The following is an 18,859-nucleotide window of genomic DNA, read 5'->3' as shown; positions in this document are numbered from 1 at the left end:
ATGCACTAAGGAATCGAGATGAAATTTGTTAACTATATGATGGCAACTATGATTGCATTTGCTGGACCGACAATGGTAAATGCTGAACAAATGAAGACACAGCATAGCATCGGTCTACAAGTGGGCGGTGGCGGTCTGGAATACAAAGGCAAAGATACCGATAACCAGGGCGTTGGTACTTCTTATCTTTATTATAACTATCAGTTTATGCCGGGGTTATATCTGGAAGCAGGGCTGTTAGGGGCTGAAGATGTCGAAGATTGGCAATGTAAAAATAACGCTGGCGGCAGTTTGGAATGTTTTAATGATGATACAGAGCACGTTGAGTTATTAGCAGATGATTTTGATTTTGGCTCTGTCATCGTGGCGTTAAAAGGTGAGTTAAAAGTATCAAAGCGTAATGCCTTCTATGCGAAAATAGGTGCTGAATTTTATGATTATCAGTTTGACCTAGAACGTGAAAAGATCGTTGATGAAGACGGTACCGGAATTTATGCCGAAGCTGGTTGGCAATACCGTTGGGATGCGGGCATTGGTCTCAATGCCGGTTTCCAAATGCATAATCTTGGTGATTTAGACATGAGTACCTTTAATATTGGCGTTAGCTATCTATTTTAAGCATGAGCTACTTTTCTTTGTCAACAATTTGAAAGGCAGGTAAGGAAACCTGCCAATATATCGCTGCTAACCTTAGTGCCAACGCACCAATAATGGCGTAAATTGTCGCGACATTTTCTGATAAGCCCAACCAATTGAAAATAACAAACAGGCAGCCACCAAGCATTGCTGCTAAGGCGTAAATTTCCTGTCTGAGTATCATAGGGATAACGTTACATAAGACGTCACGGATCATGCCACCGGCAACGCCAGTAATAGTTCCCATAACGATAGCAACAGAGGTGGTAGCCCCTAACCCTAAAGCCTTTTGCGTGCCTAATACCGCAAATAGCGCTAAACCAAAGGCGTCAGCAATGAGTAAAAAGCGTTTAGGAATACGTTTCGGGCGGCGGATAAAAATGATAGTTAATAATGCAGTGGCTAAAATTACATATAAATAAATCGGGTTTGCAACCCAAAACACCTGAGTACCTAAGATCACGTCTCTAATGGTACCTCCACCTATGGCTGTTACCGCAGCTAGCACCACAACACCAAAGGGATCCAATTGATACCGCCCCGCCATTAATGCGCCGGAAAGCGCAAAAACGATGACACCAAATAAATCAAGCCAGTAAAGTAACTCAAACATTAGCTGTGATAAGTGTGCTAGCTTATTTTACCAGTGGCAAATCAGCTGCCACCCAGGCTTGATAATCACCCGACAAATGATGGAGTTTGTTAAAGCCTTGCTCGATTAACACGGCTTCAGCAACTTGTGCGCGACGACCTGAACGGCAATGTACAACGACCAGTGTATCCTTGTATTGACTGAGTTCAGTCAAGTGCTGTTCAATTTGATCATGGCTGATATTAAGTGCTCCTTTGATATGACCCTGATTAAATTCTTGTTGACTTCGTACATCTAGTATCACAAAAGGTTCAGTTTTTGGTGCATTAAGTAGCGTCAATAATTGTTGTTGCGATAAACTATTTACCTGAGTGGCAAATGACAAAAAACTGGTGCCAGCCAGTAATAATAGCGTACTTAACTGTTTGAACTTCATGAGGACCTCGTTGATAATTTTTGGGTGATGACGATAAGCTATTTACCACTTAGTATAGTAATAATAACCAAGAGTGAAATTAATAATCCCATGAATAATGTGGTGAGTAAATTAAGTTGCTTTATTGCTAGTAGGATATGCTTAGCTTCAGGCTGACGCGACTGTTGATTAAAACTGATACGCCTTAATTTTTCTTTACTATACATGGCTACGCCCCCGAGCTGAATACTTAACAAGTAAGCAAAATAGCCGATGACTATATTGTTATCGAGTTTAAAGAAATGCTGTCGAACCAGACGCCAGTATAACGTGGTTGCACTACCTATTGATGTCAGTATCAAACCGAGTAAGTAAAGTCGTCCTGGTAGCCACTGTATTAGGGCAACAAGGTGATGAATAAATTGTCCAAAGGCGCGAAATTTAGCCTGTTTGATATTCCAGCTATAGTGCATTTCTAATAACATCCGATAACTAAACGCCGCCAGAGGACCGAGTAATAAAAAATAACAGCCGACGGTAAATTGTTGCTGAAATTTTTTTATTATCAGCATTTCTATGCTTGCTTTGGTTAAGCCTAACGGTGACATTTGTTCGGTGTCCCGCAATACATGTGGGGCAAGGGTTTGTTTAGCCTGATATTTATTTTGCTCGCTGAGGTACTTTGCTTCTTGCTGCGCGATGGCATTGAGCCCAAATGCGCCGAAGGCAAAATAAAGCAGCAAGCCATCCCAGATAAAAGGAAGCGCGACAAAGTCTGCAAATATCCACAAGATCAATACTATAGGAACGAATGTAATTAAGGTAGCTATGATACCTGCGATTTTTTGATGGGTGGTGCTGTCTTGTGCTTTATTGACTTTAGCAGCCAGTTGCTGACAGTAAAATTGCAGGAAGTTAACTGAAGATGCGGGGAAAAACTGAGCTTGTAGCCATTTAACTACAACTACCAGTAATAACAGTAGAATATTATGTGCTGTTGCCGGTAGTTGTAATAAAAAGTCCATGCAGTAACTCTTATTGTTTGTTGGTGCTAGCTGAGTGTCTCAGTAGTCTTAAGGTTATTTAGCATATTTAATACTAATTGTGAGGAATTTACCGAGGCAGTTTCTAAATATGCTTCAAACGATGTTGGTGACTCTTTACCGGCAATGTCAGACATTGAACGAATGACAACAAATGGTACGTTAAGCTGGTGGCAAGTTTGTGCGATGGCAGCCCCTTCCATTTCTACCGCTGCCATTGTCGGGAAGTTAGCACGGGCTTTGGCAATATCATCATCTTTGGTCATAAAGGTATCACCTGTGGTGATCAAACCAACTAAGGTTTGAATATTATCCAGTTGAGCGATACCTGCCTGAGCGGCTTCTACTAGTCTGGAGTGAGGCATATAAGCTGCCGGATTTGCTGGTAATTGTCCTACTTCATAGCCAAATGCTGTAACATCTACATCGTGGTAGCGCACTTCTGAACTGATCACTATATCGCCTACTTTTAATGACTGTTCAAATCCACCCGCTGAACCTGTATTTACCACATAATCTGGTTGAAATTCTTTGATCAAAAATGCAGTTGCTAATGCCGCAGCAACTTTACCTATACCAGACTGAACAATAACGACATCTGTGCCGTCCAACTGTCCTTGATAAAAAGTGTATCCTGCGATTTCTGAGGTGGTTAACTGGGTTAATTTGCTTTTTAAAATAGCAACTTCTGGCTCCATCGCGCCAATAATGCCTGCTTTCATAGATAATTTGCTAATTAGTGATATATGCTGGGATTATAGCGTGATTATCATAGGGAATTAAATTTTTTCTAAGTGACATCAGTAATTATCGACAAGTTCCTGTTCTCTCTATATACTCGCCGCGTTTTTGTTAACGCTATGTTAATTTTTGGACATGGCAGGGAAGTAATGAGGATAATTTTATGCAAAAAACGGCACTTTCACTTTTATTGTTAAGCGCTTCTGTTACCGCGACAGAAGATGATGCGCTGGTAGTTTATCAGGTTTCGCCGTCTGCAGAGCAGTTTTATCTCGGCGGATACTTAGGTAAGTCATCTTTTGATGTTGAACAAGTCGATTTGGAAATTAGTAACGATGCTGCTATTGATGATTCAGATTCAGCCTATAAGTTAATTGTTGGCTATAGCTTTAACCCGCATTTTGCTATCGAGGGTGGTTACGCTAACTTAGGCGAAGTGACGGCAAATTTATCTGGAGCATATGTAGATGAATACTATAGCTCTCATTATGAGGTTAATGCGGCAGTTGAAGTTTCTGGCTTGATCTTAAATTTGGTTGGCATTATGCCAGTGAATGAACAAGTAGCGCTTTATGCCAAATTAGGTGTTTTCTCATGGGATGCTGATTTGAAATATAATTTGAGCGCATCTGATGTTTATGATGGTCAGCGTTATAGCTATTCAGATGGTGATTCTGAGTCAGTAGATGATAAAGACGCATTTTATGGCGTAGGTATGAGCTATCAGTGGAATAATTGGTCACTACGTGGAGAGTACGAAATTTACAAAAGCGATAGTGAAGATATCGATGTTATGTCTGTCGGTGTTACTTATCACTTTTAAGTAAAGTGTTATTGGAAATACCATAATAAAAAATGGCTCAACGAGTGCGGGCTATTAAGTCAAGCTGTGGCTGGTGAATAATTTCACCAGCCATTTTTTTATCAAAACCCTTTAAAATCAATATCAACGCGCTTATTTTAATAAAGAAGATTTTACGAGGATTTTTTTAACCTATTAATAAAGCTTAAGATTTTAATAATTTAAACTATAATTACTTCATAGAGGTAATTATGGCATCAAAAAGAATAGTATTTCTAGATACTGAAACCACAGGGTTAAGTCCACATAAAGGCAATCACAGAGTTATCGATATTGCCTGCATCGAATATATTGACAAGAAACCATCAGGTAGAGTGCTTCAGTCCATACTTTGCGCAGGAAATAAGCCATCAAACAAAAACGCTCTTAAAGTACATGGCATCACGGACGAAAGCCGCATGAATAAGCCTGAGTTCGAGTCTATCGCTGATAACCTTTTAGAGTTTCTAGAAGATTGCCACTTAATAATTTACAACAAAGCATTTGATATTGGCTTTATTGAATCCGAATTTAGACTTCTTGGAAAAAATATTCATTTAGATAATCACTGCCATAAAATAAGCTGTGCGATGGAGCTAGCTAAACAGACATTTAATACTAGTCGGATATCCCTCGATGCGGCTTGCAAACGCTACCGTATAGATCTCTCTAATCGAAAGCAGCATGGTGCATATATAGATGCTGATCTTACGGCACAGCTCTATTTTAAACTTACTGATAAAGCAGAAAAACCACTATCTCGCACTCCACACACAAAACCACAACGAAAACCAAAAGCTGTTGCAATTCCGAGAGCATTTAAACACCCCAAAAACAATAAGCTAATTCAGTTAAATTATTGCAAAAATGCAGATTGTAAAAATTTTGGAATCCCTGCTAAGAATCCTAATCGCAATTCTGATGGTACGCCAAAGCGAGGACTAGGTAATGACTATAAGTTAACGCACAATAAAGACGGTACTCATTCTCTTACTTGTTCATTATGCAATCAAAGCTCCATCCTAATTAATAACAGAGCTTATATTCAAGAAAGCCTTCGTATTAAGCAATTGCTTGTTATTGAAGAACCATCATGCGGAAACACAGAACAGGCGTGTAAAAATGTTGGAAAAGGTATTTACACCTATCCAGAGAAATACAAAAAAAATGGATTTACACGTAAAACTCGCCAGTGGGTAGTACCATATGTTACCAAGGGAAAAAACGGAGGAAAACCAAGGCAAGAGCTAAAGATGCAACCTATGTACGGCTCACAACGATATCAATGTAAGTTGTGCAAAAAGAATTTCTCAGTAGTACTCGATCCTCAGCAAAAACATTATCGAAGAGATATAAACGAACCACTGTTTCTGGCCTTTGTAAATAAGGGGATTGTTAATCGACAAATTGAAGTATTGGATGTAAACCCTCAAACCATTTATGACAAAATTGATTTCTTCTATCATCAGGCTTTGACATTTGCTCGATTCTACGAATTTTTATTACCAGAATGCTTGGCTCAATATACTCCAATTTTAAGTTGCGACAGACAGTATTATCTATCTAATTGGAACGATACTAATAGCCCAATGCCTTCTCGTATTGTGAATACTTCAACGGTAGACAATATTACGGGATATACACTTGCATCGACTGTTAATTTCGACCCGAACTCTGATGCAAAAAAGATTAAATCTGAGCATCAACGGAAAAAAGAGTATTTAAAGGCAAGGTACTACAGACGTTTTGGTCAATACATATTGAATGACGAAGACATTGAATTACCAACAGACGATAATTACATCAATGTGCCTCTTCAAATGCCAAGGCGCGGACTTCTGGTACATCAGACCTATAGCACTCTAGCTCACTTCGAAAGAATAAAGTCATTCTTAAGAAAATGTGATCAGGTTATTTACTTTTTAGACAATGACAGTGGTTTTAGCACAATGTGTCCTGCTGTTTTTCATGACATGATTAAAAGCGAAAAGCTTCATGCTTATATGGTTACTACTGAAAAAAATGGTGGTGCAAATCTACTCGATAAAGGTATGGCTGACGAGTTGAATTCTCGTTTGAATGAGCTTAAAAGGGAGTACCCTGATGAATCAGAAAGACAGCTATGGCAGCGAATGTGGAAAATCCAATACAAAACCCCTGTTACTCAACCGGGAAGTCGTTCTGAGTGGTTGGTAAACCCAAATACGAAATCACGCTTTGTTGGAATACATCCATTATCAGGTACAAATAGAGAGTCAATTGAGCTTGCATCCAGTATTTTGCAAGACACTTCTCTTAATGGTGTAGACAACTGGTTTCAAATTTTAAGGCGTTTAATTAATATGCTTGAACGCCCACCAACCAGCGCGACAAATTCAAAGCGCTGGAATGCTTATGCTGGTTATAACCCTACATGGATGTCCAAGCTGATTGAAATTATGCGAGTTTATAACAACTTTTGCCGTACAAATGAAAAATCACTATTAAGTAAAAAAGATCATTCAGAACCAACAACAGCAGCACAGAGACTTGGCATTACTGATAAAGCCTATACAGCCTCTGACATTCTTAGTTTCAGTGTCCATAGTCGGTTTTCGGATGTACCTAAACACATTTCAAATTTTTGAAGTGATTGCTTAATAGCCACAGGGTAATTAATTTATGGTGTCTTTAGAACCCTCAGAAGCAACCACTGAAAGGGGCTTCTAAACGTATAATCTTTTTTCAAACTTAAACTTTGACAGCCTTAAATATTCACTATTTACTTTGTGCAATAATTCAATGAGTTGTGTTTCTACTTCGTAATAATGGTTTCTTGGTTGTGGTGTAATTTGAAAGCCACCTTTAGCAAGTATTTTAATCATTGATTTTTGATGTGATTTGTAACAAAAGCTATCTGCTTTTTTACCATTTATCATATTGTTAGAAGTTGCAATTTGGCTATTTATATCTTTTAACCAATTCGTATATTCATTTTTTTCTGTCAAGGAAATTACACCTTGCGATGAATTAGGAAAAGCCAAATTATAAAGTTTTAATACGTCTATATTTTCAAATTTAAAAAAGTTGTATGAATCAAAAAGGTACTCTACATATTCCTTAAATGATTTTAAATTTGAGAGGTGGATATTGGATTTAGATGAAGATATTGTACTCATATAGCTCACTAGAGCTAGTCTAGTCGCCATTACTCCAATAATCCAAAACGCAATTTGGAAAAGAAAAATTGAATCTTTCAATACCTTATTGAGTGTATCAAAGAAGCTTGCATAGCAGTTAATTTTACTGAGGCAGACGTTATTTAACCCCAAAAGACTTAGTTCATCATGCATTGATAACGAAATAGAAATAAAAATATAAGATGCAAGCCCAATTAAAGTTATTATTATTGTTCTATAGATCGAAGATAAATTATTCATATTAATTTCTTAACTTCTTCCCTGAGTATTATCGCATCTTGCTTATAGATACGTTGAATTAGATTAATGTCGTTGAATGCTATATTTACTATCTTCTGATAATAATACTTATGTTTTTCAGCGGTTCCCTTGTTTTGTAACTTTTTGATAAGGCTCGAAACGCGCTTAATATCATTTTTGTTTGGCAGTGGAAAAATCTTATCTAATCGTTTCATTAAAAGAGTTGCTTGGTTATGACCTACTCGTTTCATTCTTGTAACTCTTCCTAAGCATCGGTAGTAGCTTTTTCTATAATCGATTGTTGTCCTATAGTTGCTCTCTTTTACTGATTTTTCTAAGTTATTTACTGAAGCTCTAATTCTTGATACTTCTTTTGTGGGTAACCTCGGTTCCTTAAAGTTAACTCTCAACCCGTGTACTAAATAGTCAGAAGCGCCTTTTATTAGGTGTTCGGTTTTTTTCTCATTGATGGGCAGATCTTTCTCTGTTAATGCATTTGAGACTAAGTTTTTAGCAAATTCAAAATTGGCTTTATCGGATTTTGAGGAAATAGTAATGTCATCGACAAGCCTTGTATAAACCAAGCCTTTGTTTCTTAGTCTCTGTACTAACGCTGGCTCTACGTCCCATAAAATCATGCTAGCTATATAGCTTGAGGTTAAAGCACCTTGTACCAAAGTACCTTTATACGTACAAAGTTCTGCTAGTGTAGCTGACACATCTCTAGGGAATTTAAACAGCTTGGAAAACAGTTCTTCAACGTGACTTTTGGCGATGTTATCGAAAAAGTTTTCAATATCTATCTTAATCATTTGCTTAGACAAGCAATGATGTTTGGCACAAGAAATATAATCTCTAGATATTTCTTCCAGATTGCTTTTATGATCGAATACATAAGAGTTTGGAACAGAACCAAATATATAATCGGGCCAATGAACAAGACTTTTATTTATAGTTCTGCTGGATTGCTTTAATTGATTACGAGGATTGAATATTCGATTGTTGATTCTGTGTTGAATGTTTCTTAACAAGTTGTGGGGGTTATGAACTAACCTCTGAGTACCGCCTTTCTTATCAACTTTCTTTACAGAGTATTTTTTACTTTCTGGTAACGACAACGCATTATCTAGATCGGCTTCAGTAACCTTCAGCGCTTTGGCTAAATTAGTTTTATTTGAAATCCGGTTATTTGCTTTAATTTTAAATGCGAAATTTTCCATAATATATGCCTAGCTTTTCCCTTACATCTAGGGAGCAATCAATTAAGCCATCAAAAAATTCAATACCACGGTACATAAATACAAAATTGATTGCAGCTAGGCATATCATGCGCTACGGTCGCTTGCGGCCTTAGCGATTGACCTATGGCCATCCTGTTGCGAAATCTAAAACTTAGATATCGCGCTCACCTAAATGAGCTAAGTTGCACCGATTTAATATTGGCTTGATGGAACAGCGAGGCGCTGCCTATAACTTCATAATAAGAAAAAGAAAAACAATAAGCAAGGTTATATATCGGTGAAAGTGTTATAAGAAAGATAGCTGATGAACAATTCTCAAATCTAGACATCTATTTGTAATTTATATAATAAATTGTACGAGGATTACTTTTTGGCTCGAATAATCAATAAAACATCCTTTTTTAACCGAATGTTAGCTATTTATCACTCCTTAATTTCAATCTAATCATTTGAAAAATATGGCTATATGGTGATTACAATCATATAGCCACATTTTGACTTAATAGCCCGCAACGAGTGAGCCATTTTTTATGTTCAGGATGAACGGTATGCCGCGGTGTCAGGGCCGTTCTTAGGCATCCATACCTGCACGGCATTAGTATATCCTTATACGTCATGCACAGAAGCGGCGATGTATTCATTTTAAGCTAATGCGGCAGTGCGTGAGTTTGTGGCAATTGTCTCGGCATTGCAGTATGGGCAGATACCCCATTATTTGGTAACGCCTTTGCTGCAGCGCTTGTAATAACACCGGCTTCAGGTTTAGCTGCTTTTGTTCGTGCTTTTACTAAAGGTGCAGGGATAATTCGACCTTTTATTTTTGGCTCAGGTTTAGTATTACCTAAAATGCGGTTTTTAATACAAGCTCTGATTTCTTCTAGCGTATAGTTACTTTTTACTTTGATCCTTAGGTGAGGAATTGCTGCTGCTTCCATTGCACCACTAACAAACCAGTCTTTTTTCACTTTATAGCCTCTACCTTGAGTATCAACTAAATCGATAGCCCCAAGTAATTTCATGGTGCTTTTCTCGCAAATAACAAAATCCAGGTATTTATTATCAGCATTGCCGACTGCTGTCTGAGTGGCTCTTGTTGAAACACCACTGCGTATCGTGACAATATCAGAAAGCTTTACCCGGTTAATAATACGGTACTCTGTGCCGATAGCTTGTTCCAGCAAATTTTGGAAGTTCTTTTCTGCAGCAGTAAAAACAGTTGTTTTCTTATCAAATGGAAAAGGAAAACTATTGTCATTTAACCGGCTTGCTAGCAGGGCAACAATGACAATAAGGCTGATCATGGCGAATAAGATGAGTTCCATAGATATCTCCAGCTATTCAAAATTTTGACAACAATAGGGTGTACTGACATTAAGCAGAAATTGTGCCACTAGAAGTCATCAGAGCTATTTTATTTGAAGGGAAGTTTAGCTTGGCTATTATTTGAAAATAGCCAAGCTAATTAAGATAAGTATATGCTCGCTAAGGTAGCATTTTTTTAAGAGTATGATCTTTTTTAATTACATGGTGATACAGTGCGGCTAAAGCATGCACTGTTATTAGCAAATAAAATAGTTTACCTAACAGTTCATGGGTTTCTTCAAATACTTCTGCTAGTTCGTGATTTTCAGTTATCAGTCGTGGTAATTCCAATCCGAAATAAACTAGTGACTTCCCTTCTGCACTGAGGATCAACCAACCTAATATTGGCATGGTAATTAGCAGAAAATAAAAGCAAAGGTGCGCATATCTAGCAATTGGAGGGGTGATTGTTTGAATAGCTGCTAAATTATTAGGAAGGCGTCGGATAAACCAACGGATGGCGGTGAGCAATAATAAGGTAAACCCTAAAGTAAAATGGCAGAGTTTCATTAAATCCCTATTGTCGGTGCCTTTTGGGAATATTCCTCTAAACTCGATAAAGGCAAATGTGGCGATAATTAACACGAGCGTTAGCCAATGGAGTTTTTGTAATAAGCCTGAGTATTTAATCACTTGGTTATCGGACATTAGGAAACCTCACTTGTCGATGTTTTATCTCCTTATAGCAACTAATGAGGAAAATCGCTATCGGACATATGTCTATATTGATTAAATTATCATTAATAATCAAGTCGTTATAACGTCGCTAGCACTCGGTGAGAAAGTCTTCAAAAAACCAAGCAGCAAATTCATGTCTTCCTTCAACATTCGCTTTTGCATAAATATGTGATGCTTGTTGGCGCACTGTTTTTTCTTTAGTGTCACGAATGATACTAATTTCTTTGAAGTTCAACCCCTTGAGCATCAATAGGGCTATTTCTTGTTCGCCTTTAGTTAATTGCCATTGGAGAAATTGTTGTTTGATTGATTCACTGTATTGATGTCTGGCGGATGCCATTTCAGTTGAAAGTGCAAGAATTTTTTGGTCAGCGTCAATTAATTGCTGTTTGGTCTGGTGCAGGGCGCTTGCTTGTCGGCGCAGTTTGTGTACCAGTGATATAGATGCTAACGCGGTGGCAAAAACTAATAACGCTTCGGTAATCAGGTGCCAGGCAGAAGAACCACCTTTAAGGTCGTTGTAAAAATCAAACAGGTTAAGCAACATGATGATAACTAATAAGAGGATGATTAGAATATCACGCATATTATCTCGCCTTGATTAACGTTAGCGCTTTGCTGGCATGGCAGTAAAGCAATACCATGCCAATTTTAAGCTGGTTTTAGTTTGGGTACGCTTGTTCTAGGGCGTTATAAAGCTGTTGTTGAAAATCGCTGGCGCTGGCATCTAATTGCTTAACCAAACGAGCAAGTACTTCATTATCTTCTTCACCGTGCCAAATTTTGATGTAGCTACCGTCTTTATAGCCATGGTCCTGACGGAAAAAGTTTAGGGTATTTTTACCGACATATTGGCGGAATAATTCGTCTAAATCCATGCTCATTAAATGCATACAATCAGCAAATGCGTTAGCGTTAAATGCTTTATCTGTTACCGCAGATGAAGCTAATTGTTCTAATGCTAATTTAAAGTCGCTTTCATCCGTGGTTTGTGTCAATTCGTTCGCTAGTTTTTCAGTGATATTGGCGACACTTGCCCCAGTCATCAAACGTAAGCTTAAACCAAAGTGAAAAATATCCACTAACTCTAGTTGTACCTGAGCAACATCGATCTCCTGGTGTTTCCACCATTTCCAGCCATGATGATCGAGCATTTCTGCACATTCGACCCAAATTGCGCGATACCATTCGTAGCCATTATCCCGCCATGTTTCGCTGACTCGTGAATTCATTGCATCTTGCATTGATAGCATTTGGCTGATTTGATTGTTTGCTGTTAATAAATCGCTCATTTAATACTCTGTTTATTGCGTTAACTGTGTCTTGCTATAGTGTGCCGTAGCTCTTAACAAGTCACAAGTTTTACTGGCGGTGTTTAGCGGATTTATTTTTGCTCAGCGATAGATTTGAAACCTAACTTTCTAAAGGCAATGGCAGCCGGGCAAAAGCCAGTAAAAGTTGACTGAAGCATGTTGGCGCCAATAAATACGGTGAACCAGACAAAGCCTGGGTGAACGTAAACCGTTAATACCACGGACAATAACACCATAATGCCAGCGAATCTAAGTACTGCGTTTTCTAAGGTCATGATAAAGCCCTCAATTTATTTACATTAATAATTAAAATTGTGCCGTAACACGCAGCCAGGCGTTGCTGTTTGACTCATGTTGAGCGAAAAAGCTATTGGGCTGACTGCCCCAAAAAACATTGCCACCAAGCGCCACGGACCAGCGATCGCTATAGCGATAGTTGACCGAGGCTTTGACGTAGCCATCATCATCGGACGGCGAGTAAAAATTAAATAACGACCATCGCAACTTTTGTTGCATTGCGCGATAAGTTAAACGCATCGTCAGCACTTGGCGATTTTCCTCTGCCGCGAGTTTTGGTGTTGGATGAGTGCTTAAGTAAGCAGAATAATCTTTGGTTTGCTCGAGATAAAACTGCGCGCTGACGGTTAGATTTTTAACCAGTTCGGTTTCATAGCCGACTAGCCAACGTTGTTGACTATTAGCAATCCGCGGATTACTGCCGCTATTATCTTCCAAGCTATTGTAATTGGCGAATTCTGCATTAAATAAGCCGTTAGCTAATGGCATACGAACACTGGCACCCCAGGAATTTAACTGAGGAAAGTAGGGCAAGGTTTGACCATCTGATGTCTTAGTGATGCCTTGTGGTGTTGACCAGTGGCCTTTGTAACCATAAAGCGCATATTCAACTGAGTCGATAGATGTTGCGATGCGCATCGACCATTGGTCGTTATCGGTGTGCTTGACCTTAAACTGCTTCGCTGGCGCTATCTGACTTTGATTGTTGAGGGAATAAAATGAAAAACGCTCGCCGGTGAGATAGTTATCGGGAGTAAACTCCGGTGTCCACACGAAGTCAATTGAAAAGCCTTGACCATACCAGGTGGTTTTAACACTATCTGATGGTGCTTTAAGGTATTGATCGTCGCGACCGGAAAAAAATGATTGCCAGTCTTTAGCAAATAAATCATTGAGAAATACATAGTCGCCTGTGCCCCAGGTTAATATTTGACGCCCGGCTTTGATATCAAGGTTATTTGCTGGACTAAAAGCGATATTGAGCTCGCGGGTTTGCCAGTCGTTATCGTCAGTGACATGATCAAATAACAGGTCGCCTTTTGCTGTTAACTCAAATAATCGGTGGCTATAGTCAAGGTTAATGCGTGTGCGCAGCTCTTTTAGTGAATTTCTTGAACGGACAATGTTTGATTGTAAAAATTCGCCATAGGCGGCTTCAATAAAACCAGTGATTTGCCAAGGGGATGCTTGTTCTTCGCTCCAATCATCATCGCCCCAGTCTTCGTCACTAAAGCCACTGCTAGCGTTATTGTTCCACTGTTGCTCATTAGCCGTAGCCGTTTCTTGACCGAATGCAGTGAGATGAGCATTAAGAGCGAATAGTAAACTAATGAGTATTGGTTTATTCATAAACGTTGTCTTACTTCAACCAGGTTTTGGGCGGCGTGCGTAAACTACGTTCGGAGAAAATACTATTCGGTAAACCGATATTGTATTTGACATTGCGAAATTGCATTTCGGTATAGCCTCCGCTGTTTAATTGACTGATTTTGGCGTGCACGACTGTTGGAAACCCTTGAATGTTTTCAACTTTCAGCACCTGCATTTCGCGGATCGTTTTACCTTGGTCGTTAAAGTATTGCACTTCCATCGGAATAAAGCTTTGCTTGTCGATAGTGACCTGATAATAGGCGTATTCGACTGATTGAGGATCTTTGGGTTGAGCTTTAACTAGATAACTATCACCATCGTCATTTAATAAAGTAAAGTTATCTTCTGCCGGGTTTCGCCCAGAAACATCTTCGTAATAAAAATGGGCACCGACAAAGGAGGTGCGTTTATCTCCGGCGGAAATACGTTTCACCAGGTCGAGCGCCGGGAGATAGAGCCAGCGGTCATCATCAGCAGTCATTTTTTTGGTGACGCGAAATACAGTGCCTTTGACATCAGTTGGGCGGGAGAAAAACACCAGCATATCCTGGTCGCCTAAGTCCGATTGATCTTTGCGTAAAATGGTAAATTGGCGCATTTGCTTATTACCTTGGGCATCAACAATGATCATCCTAGCTTCTGCGCGGCCATCGTTACCGGCATAATAAGAAGCGAGGTTACTTTGCTTTATGATTTCGTTAACGTCGATGGCTTGAGCTGGTGCTACCAGCACAACCAAAGCAAATAGTGTTTTAGCAAGTATTTGAGTAGTAGTCTTCATTATAACTCCTAAGCGGCTGATACTTTTTTTGCTGAGCGATTAAAGCGTATTAATAGTGCCGGTAGTAAGACCAGAGTCACTATCGCGGAAACCATCATGATGCTGGCGAGGAAAAAACCGACAGTAATATAAGGCACCAAAGGTGATAGCAGCAGCGGGGTAAAACCGACGGCGATCACTATGGCATTGCGTGAAATGGCGCGGCTTGGCTCCTCAAACATTAATGTTAATGCTGTTGTTAAACTTTGCGTTTCTCGTTCTAACTCTCTGACCCGTTGTAAAAAGTGAATAGCGAAATCTATCGATAAACCTAAGGTTAAGGCAGAAAGCACGGCGATTGGCATATCGTAGGCCTTACCCAGCCAGCCGATTAATCCGTAAATCATGCTGATGGTAAAGGTCAGTGGTAACATTGCCATCACGCCGTATTTAAATGAACGAAAGAGTGCGACCATCATCAAAAAGACAATAACAAAAGACGATAATAAGCTGTTAAGCATGCCGTTAACCATGGCATCTTGCCAAACGATATTTAAGTAAGACTTACCTGCCCACGCAACTTCGATATCTGCAGGCGCTGGATTAGAGGCAAGGTACTGATTGACCCAGTCCACTACTGCACTGGTGTGCTGATTATCGCCACTGGTCATTTGTAGCCAGAGTAGTGATTGCTGGTAATCTTTAGTGACAAAGTGCCATAAATCTTGCGGGCGATGCGAAGACTGATATTGCAATAAAGTTTGTGCGACGCCGTTGCTACTTGCAGGAATAACAAAGTCGCTATCATCACCAGAATGTAATTCACGATTAACTGTGCGGACAATATCGCTTAAGCCATTGCTTTTGCCGATCAGCTCGGTGGCATTCATTGCTTGTTGTAACTTCGCAAGCCAGTTTAACATCTCTGGTTGGAGAAATAGTTTTTGCGTAGCATTTTGCTGTTCAGCAAATTGCACCATGTTATCGATGTAAACCTGTTGTTCACTGGTGCTGCTAAACGCCATATCGTCCAGAGCAATTAATAATTCTTGATTAAACAGAGAATTATTTTTATTTTTTTGTGCTTTATCGATAAGAGCCGTTATCGTCGACGTTTCAATATTTGCGGCACTAGCTTGCTTCACAAGGGCGACAAACTGCGCTTTAACTTGTGATGATTGTTCTGTAGCGCGTTTAAATACTAACCACGCATCGTAAGTGCCGGCAAAATGCTGATTTAATACTTTATCGGCAACGCGAATTTCATGGTCTGCTTTAAACCAATTGACTGGGTTATCATTAATTTCAATTTTACTGATACCCAGAATACTGAAGATGAGTAACAGGGTAAAGAGCGTTAAAATCGTTTTGGTCTTTTGGCTGGCAATCGCTCCTAATCCTTGTAGCAAGCTTGCTAATCTACCTTTTTGCTCCATTTTTGCCACGGCTATTTGTAAATTAATCAATGCTTTAGGGCTTAGTCTTGAAATATAAACAGGTAAATAAATCACCGTCAGAGCAAAGGCTAGCAAGATACCTGTGCCAATAAAGGCGCCAAACACTTTAACTGGTGGGATCGGCGTCAGCAACAGTGAATAAAAACCAACTGCTGAAGTAATTGAGGTATAAAGCATAGGAGTGTATAAATGCGACATCACTTTATTTAATACGGTGTTAACATCATCTCCGGCTTTATAACGATCGGCAAATTCCGATAATATATGGACGGAATCAACCACAGCGATCGGCATCAAAAAGATAGCGATCATTGAGGACATAATATGCACGGTAAAACCTAAGCCGATAAGCGCACCCATAATGGTGATAACGGTCGCCATGGCCACTGCCATCGGCGCTATGATCAATGGAATGTTGCGAAAGAAAAACCATAGTAATGCAAATATTGCACAACCGGCTAATGGCGCAGCGACTCCCATTTGGACAAACATTTCATAGCCAAACTGATCTTCGGCAATAGGCAGTCCTGTAATATGAAAATCAAGCTCGCTATTGGCATATTGCTGGCTCAGGGCTCTGATTTTTTCGGCAACCGGATAACTGAGATCCTTCGATGTGATCGGTACGTAAATCGCCGCCGCTTTGTTATCTCCTGATACTAAGGTATTATCTAACATCGGTAGGCGTTTTATCGCTTGCGCTATCGCTTGACTTGCTGCTTGCGTTGTTGGTGCTTGCTTCATCAGGTATTCAAAGCGAATACCGCCATTGGCTTGTTGGCTAATATTGTCGACGACGCTTAAGGACAGTAAATCCTGACTGATCACTCCTTCAATGTTTAAAATGTCGTTTGACAGTTGCGTTAGTATTGCTAATGTTTTTGGCTGATAGATACTGGTTGGGCTAACAATACCGACAACTATCATATCCGGCATATTAAATTGCGATTTAACCTGATTATGAAAAACTCGGTCGGTATTGCTGTGGCTGAGCATATTTTCAGGGTCGGTATCTATCGTCAGTTTAGGCATCATTGCTAAACTTGTTAACACCATGAATAATACCAAGGCGTAGATAGTTTTCGGCTTAGTTAATGCATATTGTAGCAATTGAGTATAACGCAACAGGACACCCTCTTATATTAGGATTTGTTAATATACTTTTATATTAGCATGTTCTAATGTAAAATCAATAGTAAGTTTTAATATGTGTGCATGGCAAAATGATGAATAAAAAGACAGAAATAGATATCGCCGAGTTACGTAACAATGCTAGTCAGGCCGCTGAGCTACTCAAGGTAATGGGCAATGAAAATCGTCTGTTGATTTTATGTCATTTAGGGGCAGAAGAGTTATCGGTCAGTGAATTAAATAGTTTTATCGATTTGAGTCAGTCGAGTTTGTCACAGCATTTAGCAAGGTTGCGTAAAGACGGTTTAGTGAAAACGCGGCGTGAGTCACAAACTATTTATTACAGCATTGCTAATCAGTCGGTGGTGCGTTTAATTGGCTTTTTACAACAGGAATTCTGTCGTTAATAACAGATGTGAAGCTTATTTTTCATGCTGGCTAAACAATTTGCGTTTTACCATCACCCGATAAGCACTTGGCGTAGTACTGAGTTCCTTTTTAAATAATTTAGTCAGTTGCCCCTGATCCTGATAGCCTATTTGAAAGGCAATTTCCTGTAATGTCAGGTTACTTGATGCCAGTAATTCTTTGGCAAGTTCCAGTTTTAACTGCCGCCAGTATGTCATGGCATTGATACCATTTGCTGCTTTAAAACGTCGGGTAAAGCTGCGTTGGCTAATGCCAAATTGCTGTGCAAGTTGTTGTAATGACAAATCTGAGCCTAGGTTAGTACGCATCCAAAACTGAATTTGGGTGATCAGTTCATCAGAATGTCGGTCGACGGCACCTTCCAAATAGCGTTGTTCTTCATATGGTTTGCGGATTTCATGAGAAAAATTGCGCTCAACTTGCTGCGCAGCATTTTTCCCATAAATTTGTTCAATAATATGCACTATGATATCTGCCAATGCATTTAGGCTTGCGGCACAATAAATTCGGTCAGATTGAGTAATAAAAAAATCAGGTTTGAGCTCAACATCTGGATAATCTCGCTTAAATTGCTCAACATAATGCCAATGGGTTGTTGCGGAATGACCATTAAGCACGCCGGATTCAGCCATAAAACAAACGCCGGTGCCGCCACCGATCAGAGTGCTGCCATGGTCCCAGATGGTTTTAAGCCATTTAACGAGTTTTGGCTGTTTTCTAATACATGGACGAGGATTACGCCACAAACTGGGAATAAAGGCGAAATCAGGCAGTGCGGCATGTTCAACATCGATATCAGGCAGTAGTTTAATCAAGGCTCGCGTTGTGACCGGGGCCGATGATTCTGCCACCATTTGAATACGCAGACGTGGTGCCTGTTTATTTTCCTGCAACCCCGCTGCTTCACCCGCTCGTAGCATTTCAACTGGTAAGCTAACACTAGTTGCTAGCATATGATCGTAGAGGATCAGTGCTATCGTTACGGTATTTGCTCGAGCTTTAGCCATCACTTACTTATTTTTCGCTTAATAATGAACTGGTGGCTATTTTGGCATAAATTTTGGCCGAAATTAACCATTATTTATTCAGTAATATTTTTACACTAGCGTTAATAGTGTTTTATTTGAATTGAG

General features: G+C 39.5%; 19 protein-coding genes. 4 read left to right on the top strand and 15 right to left on the bottom strand.

All coding sequences use genetic code 11. The features are described 5' to 3' along the window. Positions 1–18 precede the first annotated feature (18 nt). The gene (locus tag QQK06_RS06585) at positions 19–618 is read left to right on the top strand and encodes an outer membrane beta-barrel protein (RefSeq protein ID WP_284243873.1); all 600 of its coding nucleotides are present in this window, start codon (positions 19–21) and stop codon (positions 616–618) included. Positions 619–625: 7 nt separating this feature from the next. Here QQK06_RS06585 and QQK06_RS06580 read toward each other — a convergent pair whose 3' ends face one another. From QQK06_RS06580 to mtnN, 4 genes are read right to left on the bottom strand one after another with little or no spacing between them, the layout of a single operon-like run. Next, complete coding sequence (locus tag QQK06_RS06580; RefSeq protein ID WP_284243872.1) at positions 626–1,249, bottom strand: trimeric intracellular cation channel family protein; 624 nt, start codon at positions 1,247–1,249, stop codon at positions 626–628. A 22-nt stretch (positions 1,250–1,271) separates the two neighbouring features. Beyond that, positions 1,272–1,664 carry a rhodanese-like domain-containing protein gene (locus QQK06_RS06575; RefSeq protein ID WP_284243871.1) on the bottom strand — a complete coding sequence of 131 codons (393 nt, stop codon included), beginning with the start codon at positions 1,662–1,664 and terminating at the stop codon, positions 1,272–1,274. Between the two features lie 38 nt (positions 1,665–1,702). Further along, the gene (locus QQK06_RS06570) at positions 1,703–2,668 is read right to left on the bottom strand and encodes a cobalamin biosynthesis protein CobD/CbiB (RefSeq protein ID WP_284243870.1); all 966 of its coding nucleotides are present in this window, start codon (positions 2,666–2,668) and stop codon (positions 1,703–1,705) included. A 26-nt stretch (positions 2,669–2,694) separates the two neighbouring features. Beyond that, entirely contained in the window at positions 2,695–3,408 is a 714-nt protein-coding gene (gene mtnN / locus QQK06_RS06565) for a 5'-methylthioadenosine/S-adenosylhomocysteine nucleosidase (RefSeq protein WP_284243869.1), read from the bottom strand. Positions 3,409–3,590: 182 nt separating this feature from the next. On the opposite strand from mtnN, the gene QQK06_RS06560 reads away from it, so the two are divergent. Continuing rightward, a complete protein-coding gene (locus QQK06_RS06560) occupies positions 3,591–4,250 on the top strand; it encodes an outer membrane beta-barrel protein (protein WP_284243868.1) in 660 nt (219 codons plus the stop codon). A 230-nt stretch (positions 4,251–4,480) separates the two neighbouring features. Further along, positions 4,481–6,895 carry an exonuclease domain-containing protein gene (locus QQK06_RS06555; RefSeq protein WP_284243867.1) on the top strand — a complete coding sequence of 805 codons (2,415 nt, stop codon included), beginning with the start codon at positions 4,481–4,483 and terminating at the stop codon, positions 6,893–6,895. Between the two features lie 78 nt (positions 6,896–6,973). Here QQK06_RS06555 and QQK06_RS06550 read toward each other — a convergent pair whose 3' ends face one another. From QQK06_RS06550 to QQK06_RS06505, 10 genes are all read right to left on the bottom strand, one after another. Next, positions 6,974–7,687 carry a retron Ec48 family effector membrane protein gene (locus QQK06_RS06550; protein WP_284243866.1) on the bottom strand — a complete coding sequence of 238 codons (714 nt, stop codon included), beginning with the start codon at positions 7,685–7,687 and terminating at the stop codon, positions 6,974–6,976. After that, positions 7,684–8,907, bottom strand: coding sequence for a reverse transcriptase family protein (locus QQK06_RS06545; RefSeq protein WP_284243865.1), 1,224 nt, complete (start codon positions 8,905–8,907; stop codon positions 7,684–7,686). Before QQK06_RS06545 ends, QQK06_RS06550 begins: the two co-directional genes overlap by 4 nt. A gap of 668 nt (positions 8,908–9,575) precedes the next feature. After that, complete coding sequence (locus tag QQK06_RS06540; protein ID WP_284243864.1) at positions 9,576–10,250, bottom strand: DUF2726 domain-containing protein; 675 nt, start codon at positions 10,248–10,250, stop codon at positions 9,576–9,578. Positions 10,251–10,410: 160 nt separating this feature from the next. Then, positions 10,411–10,938, bottom strand: coding sequence for a cytochrome b (locus QQK06_RS06535; RefSeq protein WP_284243863.1), 528 nt, complete (start codon positions 10,936–10,938; stop codon positions 10,411–10,413). A 118-nt stretch (positions 10,939–11,056) separates the two neighbouring features. Further along, positions 11,057–11,554, bottom strand: coding sequence for a helix-turn-helix transcriptional regulator (locus QQK06_RS06530; RefSeq protein ID WP_284243862.1), 498 nt, complete (start codon positions 11,552–11,554; stop codon positions 11,057–11,059). A 76-nt stretch (positions 11,555–11,630) separates the two neighbouring features. Further along, positions 11,631–12,260, bottom strand: a complete 630-nt coding sequence (locus QQK06_RS06525; protein WP_284243861.1) for a dUTP diphosphatase — start codon at positions 12,258–12,260, stop codon at positions 11,631–11,633. A 92-nt stretch (positions 12,261–12,352) separates the two neighbouring features. Beyond that, entirely contained in the window at positions 12,353–12,556 is a 204-nt protein-coding gene (locus QQK06_RS06520) for a YgaP family membrane protein (protein WP_284243860.1), read from the bottom strand. 31 nt (positions 12,557–12,587) lie between these two features. Next, positions 12,588–13,928, bottom strand: coding sequence for a hypothetical protein (locus QQK06_RS06515; RefSeq protein ID WP_284243859.1), 1,341 nt, complete (start codon positions 13,926–13,928; stop codon positions 12,588–12,590). A gap of 10 nt (positions 13,929–13,938) precedes the next feature. Continuing rightward, positions 13,939–14,730, bottom strand: a complete 792-nt coding sequence (locus QQK06_RS06510) for an outer membrane lipoprotein-sorting protein (protein ID WP_284243858.1) — start codon at positions 14,728–14,730, stop codon at positions 13,939–13,941. Between the two features lie 8 nt (positions 14,731–14,738). Then, positions 14,739–17,291: an efflux RND transporter permease subunit gene (locus QQK06_RS06505; protein WP_284243857.1), complete on the bottom strand. Its 2,553-nt coding sequence runs from the start codon at positions 17,289–17,291 to the stop codon at positions 14,739–14,741. Positions 17,292–17,389: 98 nt separating this feature from the next. Between QQK06_RS06505 and QQK06_RS06500 the strand changes: the two genes are divergently transcribed. Beyond that, positions 17,390–17,704 carry an ArsR/SmtB family transcription factor gene (locus QQK06_RS06500; RefSeq protein WP_431313641.1) on the top strand — a complete coding sequence of 105 codons (315 nt, stop codon included), beginning with the start codon at positions 17,390–17,392 and terminating at the stop codon, positions 17,702–17,704. A 15-nt stretch (positions 17,705–17,719) separates the two neighbouring features. Here QQK06_RS06500 and QQK06_RS06495 read toward each other — a convergent pair whose 3' ends face one another. Next, a complete protein-coding gene (locus QQK06_RS06495) occupies positions 17,720–18,733 on the bottom strand; it encodes a GlxA family transcriptional regulator (RefSeq protein WP_284243856.1) in 1,014 nt (337 codons plus the stop codon). Between the last annotated feature and the right edge of the window lie 126 nt (positions 18,734–18,859).

The sequence above is a fragment of the Thalassotalea insulae genome (assembly GCF_030161395.1).
Lineage (GTDB): Bacteria > Pseudomonadota > Gammaproteobacteria > Enterobacterales > Alteromonadaceae > Thalassotalea_E > Thalassotalea_E insulae.
This window is presented reverse-complemented; position numbering and strand designations above follow the sequence as displayed.

What these genes read in the sequence shown, in the direction of transcription:
- QQK06_RS06585 (WP_284243873.1), top strand. Translation starts at nt 19, where the DNA reads ATGAAATTTGTTAACTATATGATGGCAACTATGATTGCATTTGCTGGA.
- QQK06_RS06580 (WP_284243872.1), bottom strand. Translation starts at nt 1,249, where the DNA reads ATGTTTGAGTTACTTTACTGGCTTGATTTATTTGGTGTCATCGTTTTT.
- QQK06_RS06575 (WP_284243871.1), bottom strand. Translation starts at nt 1,664, where the DNA reads ATGAAGTTCAAACAGTTAAGTACGCTATTATTACTGGCTGGCACCAGT.
- QQK06_RS06570 (WP_284243870.1), bottom strand. Translation starts at nt 2,668, where the DNA reads ATGGACTTTTTATTACAACTACCGGCAACAGCACATAATATTCTACTG.
- mtnN (WP_284243869.1), bottom strand. Translation starts at nt 3,408, where the DNA reads ATGAAAGCAGGCATTATTGGCGCGATGGAGCCAGAAGTTGCTATTTTA.
- QQK06_RS06560 (WP_284243868.1), top strand. Translation starts at nt 3,591, where the DNA reads ATGCAAAAAACGGCACTTTCACTTTTATTGTTAAGCGCTTCTGTTACC.
- QQK06_RS06555 (WP_284243867.1), top strand. Translation starts at nt 4,481, where the DNA reads ATGGCATCAAAAAGAATAGTATTTCTAGATACTGAAACCACAGGGTTA.
- QQK06_RS06550 (WP_284243866.1), bottom strand. Translation starts at nt 7,687, where the DNA reads ATGAATAATTTATCTTCGATCTATAGAACAATAATAATAACTTTAATT.
- QQK06_RS06545 (WP_284243865.1), bottom strand. Translation starts at nt 8,907, where the DNA reads ATGGAAAATTTCGCATTTAAAATTAAAGCAAATAACCGGATTTCAAAT.
- QQK06_RS06540 (WP_284243864.1), bottom strand. Translation starts at nt 10,250, where the DNA reads ATGGAACTCATCTTATTCGCCATGATCAGCCTTATTGTCATTGTTGCC.
- QQK06_RS06535 (WP_284243863.1), bottom strand. Translation starts at nt 10,938, where the DNA reads ATGTCCGATAACCAAGTGATTAAATACTCAGGCTTATTACAAAAACTC.
- QQK06_RS06530 (WP_284243862.1), bottom strand. Translation starts at nt 11,554, where the DNA reads ATGCGTGATATTCTAATCATCCTCTTATTAGTTATCATCATGTTGCTT.
- QQK06_RS06525 (WP_284243861.1), bottom strand. Translation starts at nt 12,260, where the DNA reads ATGAGCGATTTATTAACAGCAAACAATCAAATCAGCCAAATGCTATCA.
- QQK06_RS06520 (WP_284243860.1), bottom strand. Translation starts at nt 12,556, where the DNA reads ATGACCTTAGAAAACGCAGTACTTAGATTCGCTGGCATTATGGTGTTA.
- QQK06_RS06515 (WP_284243859.1), bottom strand. Translation starts at nt 13,928, where the DNA reads ATGAATAAACCAATACTCATTAGTTTACTATTCGCTCTTAATGCTCAT.
- QQK06_RS06510 (WP_284243858.1), bottom strand. Translation starts at nt 14,730, where the DNA reads ATGAAGACTACTACTCAAATACTTGCTAAAACACTATTTGCTTTGGTT.
- QQK06_RS06500 (WP_431313641.1), top strand. Translation starts at nt 17,390, where the DNA reads ATGATGAATAAAAAGACAGAAATAGATATCGCCGAGTTACGTAACAAT.
- QQK06_RS06495 (WP_284243856.1), bottom strand. Translation starts at nt 18,733, where the DNA reads ATGGCTAAAGCTCGAGCAAATACCGTAACGATAGCACTGATCCTCTAC.